Source organism: Vibrio pacinii DSM 19139, assembly GCF_000711795.1.
GTDB classification, from domain to species: Bacteria; Pseudomonadota; Gammaproteobacteria; order Enterobacterales; family Vibrionaceae; genus Vibrio; species Vibrio pacinii.
Genome location: NZ_JONH01000020.1, coordinates 49,446 through 64,817, shown reverse-complemented (window position 1 = coordinate 64,817; position 15,372 = coordinate 49,446). Strand labels below are relative to the sequence as shown.

Sequence of the window (15,372 nt, the reverse complement as noted above, 5' to 3'; positions counted from 1 at the left end):
AACGCGTTAAACGGGTGTCACGTAAAGATAAATGGCAAAAAAATGGCAAGCGCAGCCCGCCAACACAAAACCGTGCCAAATCGCATGATTGTAGGGGATGCGCTTAGCGACATAGAAAATCACCCCCAGTGAGTAAATCACGCCTCCCGCAGCGAGCAGAGTCAACCCGCCGATGGCTAAGTTCATCGCCAACTGATAAATGACAATCAGCGATAACCACCCCATGATGAGATACGTGGCCAACGAGAGCTTTTTAAACCGATAGACAAAAGCTAGCTTCATGATAATACCGAATAAGGCAATCGCCCAAATCACGGCCATCAAGCCCATCGCTAATGGCGTGCGCAGGCTGATTAACAGAAATGGCGTATAACTCCCCGCAATCAACAGATAAATAGCGCAATGGTCGAATGTTTTCAGCGCCCGTTTGGCTTTTTGATGCGGAATCGCATGATATAAAGTCGACGCAAGAAACAACACAATCATGCTCACCCCGTAAACCGTCATACTGGTCACGGTTAATGCATCGGCATCTTGTTGAATCGACTTCATCAACAACAACACTAAGCCGACAATACTCAGCACCATGCCGAGCGCATGAGTTAAGGTATTGGCGAACTCTTCTTTTGTGCTGTATTGAGCGGCTTGATTGGCAGGCATAGACACCATACTCCGAGTCACTATTGGAATAATTACTCAAGAGTATGGCACATTAAGCTTACGCTTGTAAGCTGAAAATATTGCTTTTCGTTTAAGAGTGTTGGTCTAAATATTCGACCACTAACTGACCCGCTTCTTGCGCAGAAGTGTGTAATGGAATCGCTAACTGGCGTTTAAGTTGGCCAATACCTAATAAGCTCGCCAACATGCCTCTGGCTCCCTCGCGATGACGATCGATTTCAAACCACATCTGTAACTCATCATCGGTCCGATAGGCGACCACTTCTAGCTCACGCCAGCGGCCATGGAATGGTCCGGTGGTCGGGACAAATTCGAACTCTTGAACAAAAGGCAATGAAAAGCCATCGACCTCTTCACATTCGACCTGACGAATGCGCAAACCTTGCTCTTCCAACGCGGTAAAAATACCGTCTAATAGCGCATCGGGCCTGACGGTTAAAATATCTTTATCGGTTGGATCTTTGGCCATTGCGATGTCTAAGCCAGTCTCAAGCCACACTTTCGAGTCACCGACCGTGACTGGAGTATTCCAAGGCACATCAATTTCGATGTCAAAGTCGCGTCCCTCACCAGGGTTGATCGTAAACGCATAAGGCAAGGACCACTCGGCCAGCACATAACTTTCGGCAACGCGGCGCATCCGCCCAGCCGTGTGTTTATCCTTATCGTGATCGGCGGGTACCTCTTTGATATAGCGGCAGTAAAGCTTCAGATCGATATTGTCAATCTCTTGCTCTGTCGCCCCTCCGTAGACATGAATGGTGATATTGACCTTCTGTCCAGGATACAACACTTCTTGCTGCAATACTGAGTCGACTTTTGCACTACCAATCCCAAAACTCGCCAAGGTTTTTTTAAATAACGACATAACTACCTCCATGGCATCAACGAGACACTCTAATATTCTCCATACTAATCTGCATCACCGTATCACGACTAGTGGCTTGTTCACATAATTGTAGTGGATTGCAATCGATTATTTATCGACCAGACAAACTGTTAGTGCTAATCTAATTATGATATGCATGCATATCGATAACCCTGATTGATTATTTGGATTGGCGTAAGCCAGAAAGAGCCAAACTTCAGCGATGAAGATCAACTCATAGTTAATCAGGTCATTACATTGGCAATGGATATGCCTGACAAGTTAGGTAACTTAATGCGCCCAACAGCCGTCAGGTTTTCGCACACTAACCGTAGTGCGATGCGTCGTCGTAGTGGCTTTGTTGCCGCTCCGATGGCAAAAAAATCTGCTCCTGCAATGACTTTGGTTGAGAGAACCGCCGTCATGGCTTCAGCACCAGCTAAAGTTGTTCAAGCAGCATAATTAAAAAGCGCAGGTATCTCTGCGCTTTTTTCTTACCTTCATTTACTCGATTTGATACCTTTACTGCAAATCATTATAAAGAATGTGGAGAAAGCCAATGAAGTGTCACCGTATTGAAGAACTGCTAGCATTGCTTGAGCCGGAATGGCAGAAAGACCAACAGATGAACCTACTGCAATTTATCGTCCAACTTAGCCAAGAAGCGGGCTACCAAGGTCAACTCGAAGACCTCACCGACGATGTTCTGATCTACCACCTCAAAATGCGTAACAGCAGCAAAGAAGAGATGATTCCCGGCTTAAAGAAAGATCAAGAAGACGATTTTAAAACCGCGATTCTGCGTGCCCGTGGTCTTATCGACTAAACAAAAACGTATTAACAATAAGCGGCTATGCGTCGCTTTTTTTGTGCCAAATTTTTATCAATAGCCAAACTGTTAGGTGATTTATTTATAGAACTGTTGTGCACTTTGTTGTTAAAGGTTGATAGCCTTAAAGAAATGAAATTGTTATCGGGTATATAATCGCCGCCCATTAGCATTGACTAAAATAGTACGTCATCATAATTTCGAGCGAGAACAACAGAAATCTCGCCAATTTACCGTTTAGCCCTAAAAGGAAGCGCAATGAGTCGGGATAAAATTGATATCAAAGATGTGACTCCCAAAACCTTCAACCCCAAAACCCATAAAACCAAAGGGGACAGGTTTAACCCGAGCAATCGAATCTATGTTCGCGAAAGTAAAGGGGTGTTCCAAAAACTGCGCCGTTATGGTGGCTGGTTCCTATTGGTTATGTTTGCCATGGTGCCATGGATTCCATATGGCGAGCGCCAAGCAATTTTGCTCGATATCGGCAACCAACAATTTAACTTTTTCGGCACCACACTTTATCCACAAGATCTGACCTTACTCGCGCTGCTGTTTATGATCGCAGCGTTTGGCTTATTCTTTCTCACCACATTTTTAGGCCGTGTCTGGTGTGGCTACTTGTGCCCTCAAACCGTCTGGACCTTTATGTACATCTGGTTTGAAGAGAAGCTTGAAGGCAGCGCCAATAAACGGCGTAAGCAAGATTCTGGTAAGCTCACCGCCAACATCGCGATGCGTAAGGCCATCAAACATTTAGCCTGGTGGGGGATCGCCCTAGCAACGGGCTTCACCTTTGTCGGTTATTTTGTGCCAGTGAAAGAACTCGTCGTGGACTTCTTTAGCTTTAACGCAAGCTTTTGGCCTGTATTTTGGGTACTGTTCTTTGCTGGCTGTACCTACGCCAATGCGGGTTGGATGCGTTCAATTGTGTGTATCCACATGTGTCCATATGCTCGCTTCCAGTCGGCGATGTTCGATAAAGATACCTTTATTGTGGGCTACAATACCAAACGCGGAGAGACCCGTGGTCCACGCTCTCGCAAAGCCGACCCGAAAGCCCTCGGCCTAGGTGACTGTATCGATTGTGACTTGTGTGTGCAGGTCTGCCCAACCGGTATCGATATTCGTGACGGCTTGCAATACGAATGCATCAACTGCGGTGCCTGTATCGATGCGTGTGACAACACCATGGAACGTATGGGCTATGAAAAAGGCCTGATTAGCTACACCACAGAACACCGCCTGTCAGGCAAACACACCAAGGTCGCTCGGCCTAAATTATTGGGGTATGGCGCCGTGCTGCTGGTTATGATTGGTCTGTTCTTTGTTCAGGTCGCCAGTGTCGATCCGGCAGGCCTGAGTGTACTTCGTGACCGAAGCCAGCTCTTTAGAGTCAATGGCTCAGGTGAAATCGAAAACACCTATACGCTCAAGATCATCAATAAAACCCAACAACAACAACAATATCGCCTTGATGTTGAAGGTCTTACTGATGTTTCGTGGTACGGTAATCAGACCGTAAAAGTCGAGCCAGGTGAAGTACTCAGCTTCCCACTAAGCCTTGGCGTCAAGCCCGATAATCTTAGCTCTCCAGTTTCAACGATTCAGTTTATACTGTCGGATAGCGAAGACTTTTCTATTGCCGTTGAGAGCCGTTTCATTAAGAAACTTTAGCCCTTCAGCGCCACCTAATGGAAAGAGGCTCAGCAATGAGCCTCTTTTATTTTTATGACCGAACAAGCTTTTAATTTTGACGCTCTAACGCCGGATTTCATGTGGTATGCCCTTGAGAGTATCGGCATCCGCGCTGAATCTGGCTTCCTGGCACTCAACAGTTATGAAAACCGCGTTTATCAATTCACTGATGAAGAGCGCCAACGCTATGTGGTGAAATTCTATCGTCCACAGCGCTGGAACCAGGCACAGATCCAAGAAGAGCACGATTTTACCTTAGAGCTAATCGAGTCAGAAATTCCGGTTGCTCCGCCCGTGATCCTTAACGGACAAACCCTACATTATTACCAAGGTTACCTATTTGCTTTATTTGCTAGTGTAGGTGGACGCCAATTCGAAGTGGATAACCTTGATCAACTCGAAGGTGTCGGCCGCTTTCTTGGTCGCATCCATAAAGTGGGAGAGAAACAGACGTTTAAACATCGCCCAACGATCGGCTTTGATGAATATGTCTACCAGCCGCGCAAGATCCTTGAACAGTCGCAGTTCATTCCCTCACATCTTGAGAACGCTTTCTTTAGCGATCTCGACATGCTGATCAAATCATTGGAAGCTCGCTGGGATGATAATTTCACTCACATTCGCCTGCACGGGGACTGTCATCCGGGTAATATTCTGTGGCGCGATGGGCCAATGTTTGTTGACCTCGATGACGCGCGTAACGGTCCGGCGATTCAAGATTTATGGATGCTACTAAGCGGTGAGCGCCACGATAAGCTTGCCCAACTCGATATCGTTTTGGAAGCGTACCAAGAATTTAGCGACTTTAATGTTAATCAATTGAAACTAATTGAGCCTTTACGCGGTCTACGAATGGTGCACTATATGGCATGGCTGGCAAAAAGGTGGCACGATCCTGCATTTCCACTCGCTTTCCCATGGTTTAATGATCCAAAATATTGGGAAAGTCAGGTCCTTGCGTTCAAGGAGCAGCTTTTTGCCTTAGATGAAGCGCCACTTTCACTTATGCCACAGTGGTAATTAATACGACAACATGGAGTCAAAAATGAAAAAGCTGTTTGCACTCGTCGCAACTGTGATGCTGAGCTTCACTGCTCACGCCGCCCAATTTAGTCAAGGCGAACACTATAAAGTGTTGGATCTTGAGGTATCAAAAAAACCGACTGTCACTGAGTTCTTCTCTTTTTACTGCCCACACTGTAACTCATTTGAACCCATCATCCAGCAACTCAAAGCGCAGTTGCCTGAAGAGGCCAAGTTACAGAAAAACCATGTGTCGTTTATGGGTGGCAACATGGGTGAGTCGATGAGCAAAGCTTACGCGACCATGTTGGTATTGAAAGTAGAAGACAAAATGGTGCCTGTCATGTTCAACCGCATTCACAACATGCGTAAAGCACCAAAAGATGATGCTGAACTGCGTCAGATCTTCCTCGATGAAGGTGTTGAGGCGAAGAAGTTTGACGCAGCGTTTAATGGCTTTGCGGTAGATTCGATGGTACGTCGTTTTGACAAACAGTTTAAAGACAGTGGCCTGTCTGGTGTACCTGCGGTTGTCGTCAACAACAAGTATCTAGTTGAAGCACAGTCTATCAAAACGCTCGATGAGTACTTTGACTTAGTCAATTACCTACTGACATTGAAGTAATCAACCACAGAATACTAAAAGGGAGCCTAGGCTCCCTTTTTGCTTTTTGCTACCAATATGACGCTAAAAATGAGATTAATGAGAAACTTAATCAACAACTCGCTTTAAAAAATCAAGCAGCGTGTAATGATACAAGTCAGCCGTAAGCTTAAAACTACCCTCACGACGGTCACCATCGTTTGACGCCAAACGAACCAGAGGTAGGGTCAAAGGTTATCCAGGGAGGATGTAATGACGACCAAAACAATGACTTTTGCATTAGCATTGATGTGTGCCACACCCGCCATTGCTCAGTTATCTGACACTGGAGGTTTCAGTGGTGAAGTGTCGCTGAGTGCCGGATATATCTCTTCAAGTTCCAATTTTAATACCGACGCCAATGCCACCATCAATGATAATAATCAACAAGCCACAAGCGAGCATCGTTTTATCCCTTTACCATTAGGTAATATCGCTTTTACTTTTGGTCAGGGACTCGATAAACAGATCTACGCTGGTACTTCACGCGAAGACATTGCCATCGGTACTTTAGCGCTCGAGATCGGCTTTAAGCAAAAACTGGCCAATGGCACTGTCATCGACGTTGCGCTTCTGCCAACGATCATGTCGGGAGAGACTTGGGCCGATCCTTTTGTCGAAGGCTCAGCGCGCACTATCACTGATGAAAGTGGCAATGCCTACCGCCTCAAGCTAAGTAACATTGCAGGCTCTGGCTTCACCTTAGATACCGCCATGGCGACACAAGAGATAGATAATGAGCGTTCAGGGCTCGATTCGGGCTACACTGCCAACTTGCTCAGCCGCAATACAGACAAGCTATACGCCAAAGGCAGCTTTCGTCTATTTATCAATCGCGGCACCTTCTTGATCCCGTCCGTCAGCTACATAAAGTCAGACGCCGATGGCGAGGCAAATTCATTCACTTCTTGGAAAGGTGAGCTGTCTTTGTTTCAACGCTTCGGTCGCCACCAGCTCGCCCTGACCGCAGGCTACACCGAACGCAGCTACGAAGCTTCACATCCGGTGTATAGCATGACTCGTGATGATAACGACCTCAGTCTATTTGCCGCCTACGAATATCAGCAATTGTTCGGTTGGCGTAACCTATCGTGGATCTCATTTGCTGGCTATGGTCAAACCGATTCAACGATTCAGTTTTATGGCAGTGAGCAGATGATTGTTTCCACTGGTGTTAGCCTCAAGTTTTAATCGACAAGCCCGCTCAGTGCGGGCTTATCGATTCAAAGCACTTAGACCGCCTGCGCAGTCAGTTGTCGGAGCAGACGATCCATCGCGCGATAGCCCAAAGCTTCAGCTAAATGGTGTTTTTCGATATCAGGGCTGTGTTCTAAATCTGCAATCGTGCGCGCGACCTTAATAATTCGGTGATAAGCGCGCACGGATAACCCTAAACGATGCAAAGCACTTTCAAGAAATTCGGCATCTTGCTTATGCAGTGGGCAATAACGTTCAATTTCTCGACTGCCAAGTAACGCGTTGACCTTACTCGCTCGGCTGAGCATTTTCTCACGCGCAACTTGTACCCGCTGGCGCACCACATCCGTTGACTCGCCTCTTTCTCCACCTTCCGCTAAAGTGCCTTTCGGTAGAGCGGGAATTTCGAGTGACATATCAAACCTATCGAGTAAAGGGCCGGATAAGCGGCCAAGATAACGCAAGATGGTTTGTGGGTTGACCCGTGATTGATTGCCGTCATAGTAGCCTGTCGGACTCGGGTTAAGCGCCCCGACTAATTGAAAACGTGCTGGAAAACGAGTCTTACCCTGTGCGCGTGAAATAATGATCTCTCCCGATTCCAGCGGCTCTCGTAACGAGTCGAGCACTTTACGTTCAAATTCTGGCATTTCATCTAAGAACAGTAGGCCGTTATGAGCGAGAGAAATTTCGCCCGGACGCGGAATTGATCCACCACCGACTAACGCCGCCATCGAGCTTGAGTGATGTGGGGAACGAAAAGGGCGCGTTTTCCAATTGTGAACATTGATCTCTTGCTGAGTTAAAGAAGCGACCGATGCTGTTTCTAACGCCTCTGCATCACTCATCTCAGGCAGCAAATCACATAACCTCGACGCAAGCATGGTCTTGCCAGTGCCGGGCGGTCCTAAGAACAGCAAATTGTGATTACCCGCCGCGGCAATCTCAAGTGCTCGCTTGCCCTGCTGTTGGCCAATGATATCTTGCAAGTCGCGCTGCAAACTCACCACTTGGCGTTTATCACTGCTCGCGTGCAAGCTCAGTGTCTGTTGCCCACACAGGTCAGCACATACTTCCAATAAACTGTGCGCCGATTTGTGCCAATCTTTACCCACTAAGGCCGCCTGACCGCTATTTTCCATCGGTACAATTAAACGTCGCTCGACCTGATTCGCAGCCAGTGCTGCCGGTAATACCCCTTTCACGCGACGAATTTCACCAGACAACGCCAGTTCACCAATGAACTCTTGCTGAGTTAACTTGGTCAGCGGGATCTGCTCTGATGCGGCAAGAATGCCCAGTGCGATCGGTAAATCAAACCGGCCTCCCTCTTTGGGCAGATCAGCAGGAGCGAGGTTGACGGTGATGCGTTTAGCTGGGAACTCAAAACGCGAGTTAATAATCGCGCTACGCACCCGGTCACGCGACTCCTTGACCGTCGTTTCAGGTAAGCCAACCAAAGTAAAGCCCGGCATACCATTGCTGATGTGAACCTCCACAGTGACCTCGGGCGCTTCAACACCAACGCATGCCCGACTGTGAATCACCGCTAATCCCATAGTGAATCCGTCTTTTGTCTGTCCATTATTTATCCCCTTGATAGTTCGTTTATTTTGTTATCAAGCTTGTTATATAGCGTGGTCAGATGCTTATATAATGTGAAAAAAGAATGAGTTTTTGCTTGTCATTTAACGGATTTGTGTGATACCACTAGAGACGCAAACAATTTCGTGTCTTTATTAGGCAAACACAACATAAGAAATAACAATGAATATCAACGCCCGCTTTAACGCACTGATCCTCCTGATTATCGTGGTCATTATTGGCACCGCGCGGGGTCTAGTGGGCATAAGATAACCACAGAATAGAAAAAACCCCCGCACTGAAAAGTCCGGGGGTTTTTTTACAATTAGTTCGCTGAAAAATTAGGCTGACATCAATAAACTAAGCTCAAGAACACCAAGAGCATGCAGGAATATGGGAGCGCACATGACGTGCAAAACGAGACAAGATCAAGATAAGGACGACCAAGGAGGTGCACAATGACGGGAGCCCAGTTAGTCGTAGCAGCCCTTCAGCGACAAGGAATTAAGACCATTTTCGGTTACCCTGGTGGGGCTATCATGCCGATCTATGATGCCCTCTACGATGGTGGTGTTGAGCATATCCTCTGCCGCCATGAGCAAGGCGCTGCAATGGCCGCCATCGGCATGGCGCGCGCAACCCAAGATGTCGCCGTGTGCATGGCCACCTCTGGCCCTGGAGCCACCAACCTAGTCACTGGTCTCGCCGATGCTTTTATGGATTCGATTCCTTTAGTCGCGATCACCGGTCAGGTTGCTAGCTCACACATCGGTACCGACGCCTTTCAAGAGATGGATGTGATCGGGATGTCACTCTCTTGTACTAAACATAGCTATCTTGTCACTGATATCAATGAACTGGCGCCAACCTTGGCCGAAGCCTTCGAAGTGGCAAAAGCGGGCCGACCTGGTCCTGTGATTGTTGATATCGCCAAAGATGTTCAGCTCGGCCAAGCTCCAACCACGACACTGCCACCGTTTACGCCGCCAGCCATGCCAGTTGCGAGCCAAGAAGCGATTGCCGCTGCGCAGCAACTCATGTCTGAAAGCTCTCGTCCTGTTCTTTATGTCGGTGGTGGAGTGCAATTGGGCCATGCCACGGATTCCGTCCGTGAATTCCTACGCTTAAATCCAATGCCTTCTGTCAGCACCTTAAAAGGCTTAGGCACAGTTGAACGCCACGACCCATACTATCTTGGCATGCTTGGAATGCACGGCACCAAAGCCGCAAACTTAGTCGTGCAAGAGTGTGACCTGTTGATCGCCGTTGGTGCTCGCTTTGATGACCGAGTGACGGGCAAGTTAGATACCTTTGCGGCCAACGCCAAAGTCATCCACATCGATATCGATGCAGCAGAGATCCACAAGCTGCGTCAGGCCAATGCGCCTGTGCGGGGCGAGATCCCAACGGTATTGCCGCAACTTGAACTATCTAAAGACATTACGCCTTGGCTCAAGCACAGTGAAAGCCTGCGCAGTGGTTTTAAGTGGCGCTATGACCATCCCGGCGAGTTAATTTACGCACCAGCTCTACTTAACCAACTCTCAGATATGATGCCAGATAGCTCAATCGTGTCGACTGACGTCGGTCAGCATCAAATGTGGGCCGCTCAGCATATTCAGCCGCGCCAGCCGCAAAATTTCATCACCTCGGCAGGACTTGGCACGATGGGCTTTGGCTTACCTGCCGCGATGGGCGCTGCGGTTGCTCGCCCTGGTGACCAGTCAATACTCATCACGGGTGATGGTTCGATTATGATGAATATTCAAGAGCTTGGCACACTTAAGCGTCGCCAAATTCCGGTCAAGATCGTGTTGCTCAATAACCAACGTCTCGGCATGGTGCGCCAATGGCAATCGCTGTTCTTTGATGGCCGCCACAGTGAAACCATCCTTGATGACAATCCTGACTTTGTCATGCTAGCAAAAGCCTTTGATATTCCTGGTAAAACCATCACCAAAAAAGAAGAGGTTGAGCCAGCTCTTAAAGAGATGCTAGAAAGTAACACTTCATACTTACTTCATGTTTTAATCGATGAAGAAGAAAACGTATGGCCGCTTGTACCACCCGGTGCATCAAACACCGACATGCTGGAGAACACATAACATGCAAAGATATCTCATCGACATTAAAGCTGACGATAAACCAGTACTGTTAGAACGTGTTCTGCGTGTGGTACGCCACCGAGGTTTTGTCGTTAAACAAGTGGCAGGCACACAAAACCACGCCAGCAAAGTCGCCAGCGTTGAAATCATCGTCGACAGTGATCGCCCAATCTCATTTCTCACTAACCAAATCGAAAAGCTTTGGGATGTGCGCTCGGTTGAAGTCACGAAAATTGCGAATAACGAACTACCAAATAACAATTTACAACAACAAATTTGTGCATAAGGAAGGCAATAATGGCTACAAAAACAGCAGACTACATTTGGTTTAACGGTGAAATGCTTCCTTGGGCAGAAGCCAATGTCCATGTATTGACCCATGCAATGCACTACGGCACATCTGTGTTTGAAGGCGTTCGCTGCTACAACACACCAAATGGTCCTATTGTCTTCCGTCATTTAGATCATGCTAAACGCTTAAAAGATTCTGCAAAAATTTATCGCTTCCCGATTCCTTATACTGTCGAAGAAATCATGGAAGCGACGCGCGAAACATTACGCCAAAATAAACTCGATAGTGCTTACATTCGTCCACTCGGTTTTGTCGGTAATGTCGGTTTAGGGGTTTGTCCTCCAGCAGACACGGAGATGGATCTGATCATTGCCGCTTTCCCATGGGGCTCTTATCTCGGTGAGGAAGCACTAGAGAAAGGCGTAGACGCGATGATTTCAAGTTGGAATCGCGCCGCACCTAACACTATTCCAACCGCAGCCAAAGCGGGCGGGAACTACCTATCTTCATTGCTAGTCGGTGGCGAAGCGCGTCGTCATGGCTATGACGAAGGTATTGCTCTTAGTGTTGATGGTTACTTATCCGAAGGTGCTGGTGAAAATATCTTTGTGATTAAAGATGGCGTGATCATGACCCCACCAGCGACTAGCGCTATTTTGCCTGGTATTACACGCGATTCGATCATGACCATTGCGCGTGACAAAGGCTACGAAGTGCGCGAAACCAACATTGCTCGCGAAGCACTCTACCTCGCCGATGAAGTCTTTATGACGGGTACTGCAGCAGAGGTCGTTCCTGTTGCCAATATCGATAAGATTGAAGTCGGTTGTGGTAAACGTGGCCCAATCACCAAAGAGCTCCAAGAGGCTTACTTCGGCCTATTTAACGGCACTACCGAAGATAAATGGGGTTGGTTAGATTACGTTTACCCTCAAGACGCTAATAAAGCTTAAGCACCGGCAGATAAGGAAGTAACACAATGCCTAAATACAGATCAGCAACCACAACTCACGGACGCAATATGGCCGGTGCGCGTGCCCTTTGGCGCGCCACTGGCGTGAAAGACGAAGATTTCGGTAAGCCAATTATCGCCGTGGTGAACTCATTCACCCAATTTGTCCCAGGCCACGTTCACCTTAAAGATATGGGCCAACTGGTTGCTGGAGAAATAGAAAAAGCGGGCGGCATCGCTAAAGAGTTCAATACCATCGCGGTTGACGATGGTATCGCAATGGGTCATGGCGGAATGCTTTACTCACTGCCTTCACGTGAACTGATTGCCGACTCCGTCGAATACATGGTCAACGCTCACTGTGCCGACGCCATGGTATGTATCTCGAACTGTGACAAAATCACTCCGGGCATGATGATGGCCGCTATGCGCCTCAACATCCCCGTTATTTTCGTTTCAGGCGGCCCAATGGAAGCCGGTAAAACCAAACTTTCCGATCAAATCATCAAACTCGACTTGGTTGATGCGATGATTCAAGGCGCCGACCCGAAAGTTTCTGACGAACAGAGCGAACAAATCGAACGTTCTGCTTGCCCAACGTGTGGCTCGTGTTCAGGCATGTTTACCGCTAACTCAATGAACTGTCTCACCGAAGCGCTTGGCCTGTCTCAACCTGGCAATGGCTCAATGCTGGCAACGCACGCCGATCGCGAGCAACTGTTCATTAATGCTGGTAAACGTGTGGTAGAACTCACCAAGCGTTACTACGAGCAAGACGACGAATCCGCACTGCCACGCAACATCGCCAACCGCGCTGCATTTGAAAACGCCATGGCACTTGATATCGCGATGGGGGGCTCAAGTAACACGGTTCTTCACCTACTTGCCGCGGCGCAAGAAGGTGATATCGATTTTGATATGGCCGACATCGATGCAATGTCTCGTCGCGTGCCACACTTATGTAAAGTGGCACCATCAACTCAGAAATATCATATGGAAGATGTCCACCGCGCGGGTGGTGTCATGGCCATTCTTGGCGAACTTGATCGCGCAGGTCTGCTCAACAACGACACCAGCACCGTACTAGGGATGTCGATGAAACAGCAGCTTGCTCAGTACGACATCATGCAAACTGAAGATCAAGATGTACTCAAGTTCTTCCGCGCCGGGCCAGCCGGAATCCGCACGACCAAGGCGTTTTCACAAGATTGTCGTTGGGATCGCCTTGATGATGACCGCGTGGACGGCTGTATTCGTACCAAAGAAAATGCCTTTAGCCAAGAAGGTGGTCTCGCGGTACTGTCTGGCAATATTGCTGTTGATGGCTGTATCGTTAAGACCGCTGGCGTTGATGAAGAAAACCTGAAATTTCAAGGTCCCGCGATTGTCTTTGAAAGCCAAGATACCGCGGTTGAGGGCATCTTAGGTGGCAAAGTCAAAGCCGGTGAAGTTGTGGTCATTCGCTATGAAGGCCCGAAAGGTGGTCCGGGTATGCAAGAGATGCTTTACCCAACCACTTATCTAAAATCGATGGGGCTAGGTAAATCGTGTGCACTACTAACCGATGGGCGCTTCTCTGGTGGTACATCTGGCCTGTCGATTGGTCACGCATCACCAGAAGCTGCAAGTGGCGGCACGATTGGTCTGGTTCAAGATGGCGATATCATTACGATTGATATTCCAAACCGTTCTATCTCTTTAGATGTGCCAGAAGCGGAACTGACGGCTCGCCGTGCAAAACAAGATCAACTCGGCTGGAAACCTGTCGATCGCCAACGTGAAGTCTCTTTGGCATTAAAAGCGTACGCAAGCATGGCGACCAGTGCCGATAAAGGCGCAGTGCGAGACAAATCTAAGCTAGAGGACTAGCTTATGACTGACTCTTTATCCTCTGGGAAGGCAAAACAGACTGGCGCAGACTATCTGCGTCAGATCTTGCGCGCCCCCGTTTATGAAGTCGCCACCGTCACGCCACTGCAAGAGATGCCGCGCTTGACTGCGCGTATTGGCAACCAAGTGCAAATTAAACGAGAAGACCGTCAGCCGGTACACTCGTTTAAACTGCGCGGCGCTTACAATATGGTAGCTAGCCTGACCGAAGAGCAAAAAGCGGCAGGCGTCATCGCCGCATCGGCCGGTAATCATGCACAAGGGTTGGCGCTATCGGGCACCAAACTTGGCATCAAAACCACCATTGTGATGCCTAAGATTACCCCTGACATAAAAGTCGATGCCGTGCGTAGCTTTGGTGGTAACGTCGTGCTTCATGGCAATAACTTTGATGAAGCCAAAACCGAAGCAGAACGTCTGTCAGCAGAGTATGGCTACACCTTTGTGCCTCCTTTTGATCACCCATTGGTGATTGCAGGTCAAGGCACGATAGGCATGGAGATGTTGCAACAAAACGGCCACCTTGATTATATCTTTGTGCCCGTGGGGGGCGGTGGACTCGCCGCTGGCGTCGCTGTGTTAGTCAAACAACTGATGCCAGAAATCAAAGTGATTGCGGTTGAGCCCGAAGACTCTGCGTGTCTTAAGGCGGCGCTTGATGCTGGTGAGCCTGTGGTATTAGATCAGGTCAGTATGTTTGCCGACGGAGTGGCGGTCAAACGCATCGGTGAAGAAACCTTCCGTCTCTGTAACAAATACCTTGATGGCCATATCAGTGTCTCAAGTGATGAGATTTGCGCAGCGGTGAAAGATATTTTCGAAGATACCCGCGCTATCGCCGAGCCTTCTGGTGCATTGGCGTTAGCCGGCCTGAAAAAATATGCCGAGCAACATAAGCTTAAGGGCAAGAATCTCGGAACCGTACTGTCAGGAGCCAACACCAACTTCCACGGTTTGCGTTATGTGTCTGAGCGATGCGAGTTAGGGGAAAAACGCGAAGGTCTACTAGCGGTCACCATTCCTGAACGTCAAGGCGCGTTCTTTGAGTTCTGCCACCTGATTGGCGGCCGTGCGGTCACCGAGTTTAACTACCGTTACAACGACGATGCACTCGCCAATATTTTTGTTGGTGTACGCCTGCAAGGCGGTCAGGATGAGCTGGAACATATCATTCACGATTTACGTGAAGGCGGCTATCCGGTGGTTGACCTCTCTGATGATGAGATGGCGAAGCTGCACGTCCGCTATATGATTGGCGGTAAACCATCAAAGGCATTGAAGGAACGCTTATACAGCTTTGAGTTCCCAGAATACCCTGGCGCACTGCTGAAGTTTCTCAGTACCCTCGGTACCCATTGGAACATTAGTCTGTTTAACTACCGCAACCATGGCGCTGACTATGGGCGAGTACTGTGTGGCTTTGAGCTGGATGAAAGCGATCTCCAGCGCTTCTCAGAGCACTTGCGCGAACTGGGTTATCGCTGCAAAGACGAGACCGATAATCCATCGTATAAATTTTTCCTCTCCTAACCTAACCCAACCAAGCCAGTCCACGACTGGCTTGGTTTTTTCTCCCCCTTGCCTAGCCGATGAAATGCGTAATACGCATA

14 protein-coding genes are annotated in these 15,372 nt (G+C 48.4%); 11 read left to right on the top strand and 3 right to left on the bottom strand.

Annotated features, from left to right (window positions below; genetic code table 11):
* Positions 1-6: 6 nt before the first annotated feature.
* Both trhA and BS19_RS13280 read right to left on the bottom strand, forming a co-directional pair.
* Complete coding sequence (gene trhA / locus BS19_RS13285; RefSeq protein WP_038175842.1) at positions 7-660, bottom strand: PAQR family membrane homeostasis protein TrhA; 654 nt, start codon at positions 658-660, stop codon at positions 7-9.
* A 91-nt stretch (positions 661-751) separates the two neighbouring features.
* Positions 752-1,549 (bottom strand): sporulation protein, encoded by a 798-nt coding sequence (locus BS19_RS13280; RefSeq protein ID WP_038175840.1) that lies wholly within the window; start codon positions 1,547-1,549, stop codon positions 752-754.
* A 177-nt stretch (positions 1,550-1,726) separates the two neighbouring features.
* Here BS19_RS13280 and BS19_RS13275 point away from each other — a divergent pair, with 177 nt between their 5' ends.
* The 6 genes from BS19_RS13275 (at position 1,727) to BS19_RS13250 (ending at position 6,933) form a co-directional block, all read left to right on the top strand.
* The gene (locus BS19_RS13275) at positions 1,727-2,011 is read left to right on the top strand and encodes a hypothetical protein (protein ID WP_038175838.1); all 285 of its coding nucleotides are present in this window, start codon (positions 1,727-1,729) and stop codon (positions 2,009-2,011) included.
* A 97-nt stretch (positions 2,012-2,108) separates the two neighbouring features.
* Positions 2,109-2,375 carry a YihD family protein gene (locus BS19_RS13270; protein ID WP_038175837.1) on the top strand — a complete coding sequence of 89 codons (267 nt, stop codon included), beginning with the start codon at positions 2,109-2,111 and terminating at the stop codon, positions 2,373-2,375.
* Between the two features lie 261 nt (positions 2,376-2,636).
* The gene (gene ccoG / locus BS19_RS13265; RefSeq protein WP_038175836.1) at positions 2,637-4,055 is read left to right on the top strand and encodes a cytochrome c oxidase accessory protein CcoG; all 1,419 of its coding nucleotides are present in this window, start codon (positions 2,637-2,639) and stop codon (positions 4,053-4,055) included.
* Positions 4,056-4,109: 54 nt separating this feature from the next.
* The gene (locus BS19_RS13260; RefSeq protein ID WP_038175835.1) at positions 4,110-5,096 is read left to right on the top strand and encodes a serine/threonine protein kinase; all 987 of its coding nucleotides are present in this window, start codon (positions 4,110-4,112) and stop codon (positions 5,094-5,096) included.
* Between the two features lie 25 nt (positions 5,097-5,121).
* The gene (locus tag BS19_RS13255; RefSeq protein WP_038175834.1) at positions 5,122-5,724 is read left to right on the top strand and encodes a thiol:disulfide interchange protein DsbA/DsbL; all 603 of its coding nucleotides are present in this window, start codon (positions 5,122-5,124) and stop codon (positions 5,722-5,724) included.
* Between the two features lie 231 nt (positions 5,725-5,955).
* On the top strand, positions 5,956-6,933 hold the full coding sequence (locus BS19_RS13250; protein ID WP_038175832.1) for a DUF2860 domain-containing protein: 978 nt from the start codon (positions 5,956-5,958) through the stop codon (positions 6,931-6,933).
* A gap of 41 nt (positions 6,934-6,974) precedes the next feature.
* Here BS19_RS13250 and BS19_RS13245 read toward each other — a convergent pair whose 3' ends face one another.
* Positions 6,975-8,498 (bottom strand): YifB family Mg chelatase-like AAA ATPase, encoded by a 1,524-nt coding sequence (locus BS19_RS13245; RefSeq protein WP_038175831.1) that lies wholly within the window; start codon positions 8,496-8,498, stop codon positions 6,975-6,977.
* Positions 8,499-8,981: 483 nt separating this feature from the next.
* On the opposite strand from BS19_RS13245, the gene ilvG reads away from it, so the two are divergent.
* Genes ilvG through ilvA form a run of 5 tightly spaced genes read left to right on the top strand, consistent with a single transcriptional unit; the run spans position 8,982 to position 15,292 of the window.
* Positions 8,982-10,628: an acetolactate synthase 2 catalytic subunit gene (gene ilvG / locus BS19_RS13240; protein WP_038175830.1), complete on the top strand. Its 1,647-nt coding sequence runs from the start codon at positions 8,982-8,984 to the stop codon at positions 10,626-10,628.
* 1 nt (position 10,629) lies between these two features.
* Positions 10,630-10,914, top strand: coding sequence for an acetolactate synthase 2 small subunit (ilvM, locus tag BS19_RS13235; RefSeq protein WP_038175829.1), 285 nt, complete (start codon positions 10,630-10,632; stop codon positions 10,912-10,914).
* Positions 10,915-10,925: 11 nt separating this feature from the next.
* Complete coding sequence (ilvE, locus tag BS19_RS13230) at positions 10,926-11,873, top strand: branched-chain-amino-acid transaminase (RefSeq protein WP_038175827.1); 948 nt, start codon at positions 10,926-10,928, stop codon at positions 11,871-11,873.
* Between the two features lie 26 nt (positions 11,874-11,899).
* Positions 11,900-13,741, top strand: coding sequence for a dihydroxy-acid dehydratase (ilvD, locus tag BS19_RS13225; protein ID WP_038175826.1), 1,842 nt, complete (start codon positions 11,900-11,902; stop codon positions 13,739-13,741).
* 3 nt (positions 13,742-13,744) lie between these two features.
* Positions 13,745-15,292: a threonine ammonia-lyase, biosynthetic gene (ilvA, locus tag BS19_RS13220; RefSeq protein WP_038175825.1), complete on the top strand. Its 1,548-nt coding sequence runs from the start codon at positions 13,745-13,747 to the stop codon at positions 15,290-15,292.
* Positions 15,293-15,372: the final 80 nt, after the last annotated feature.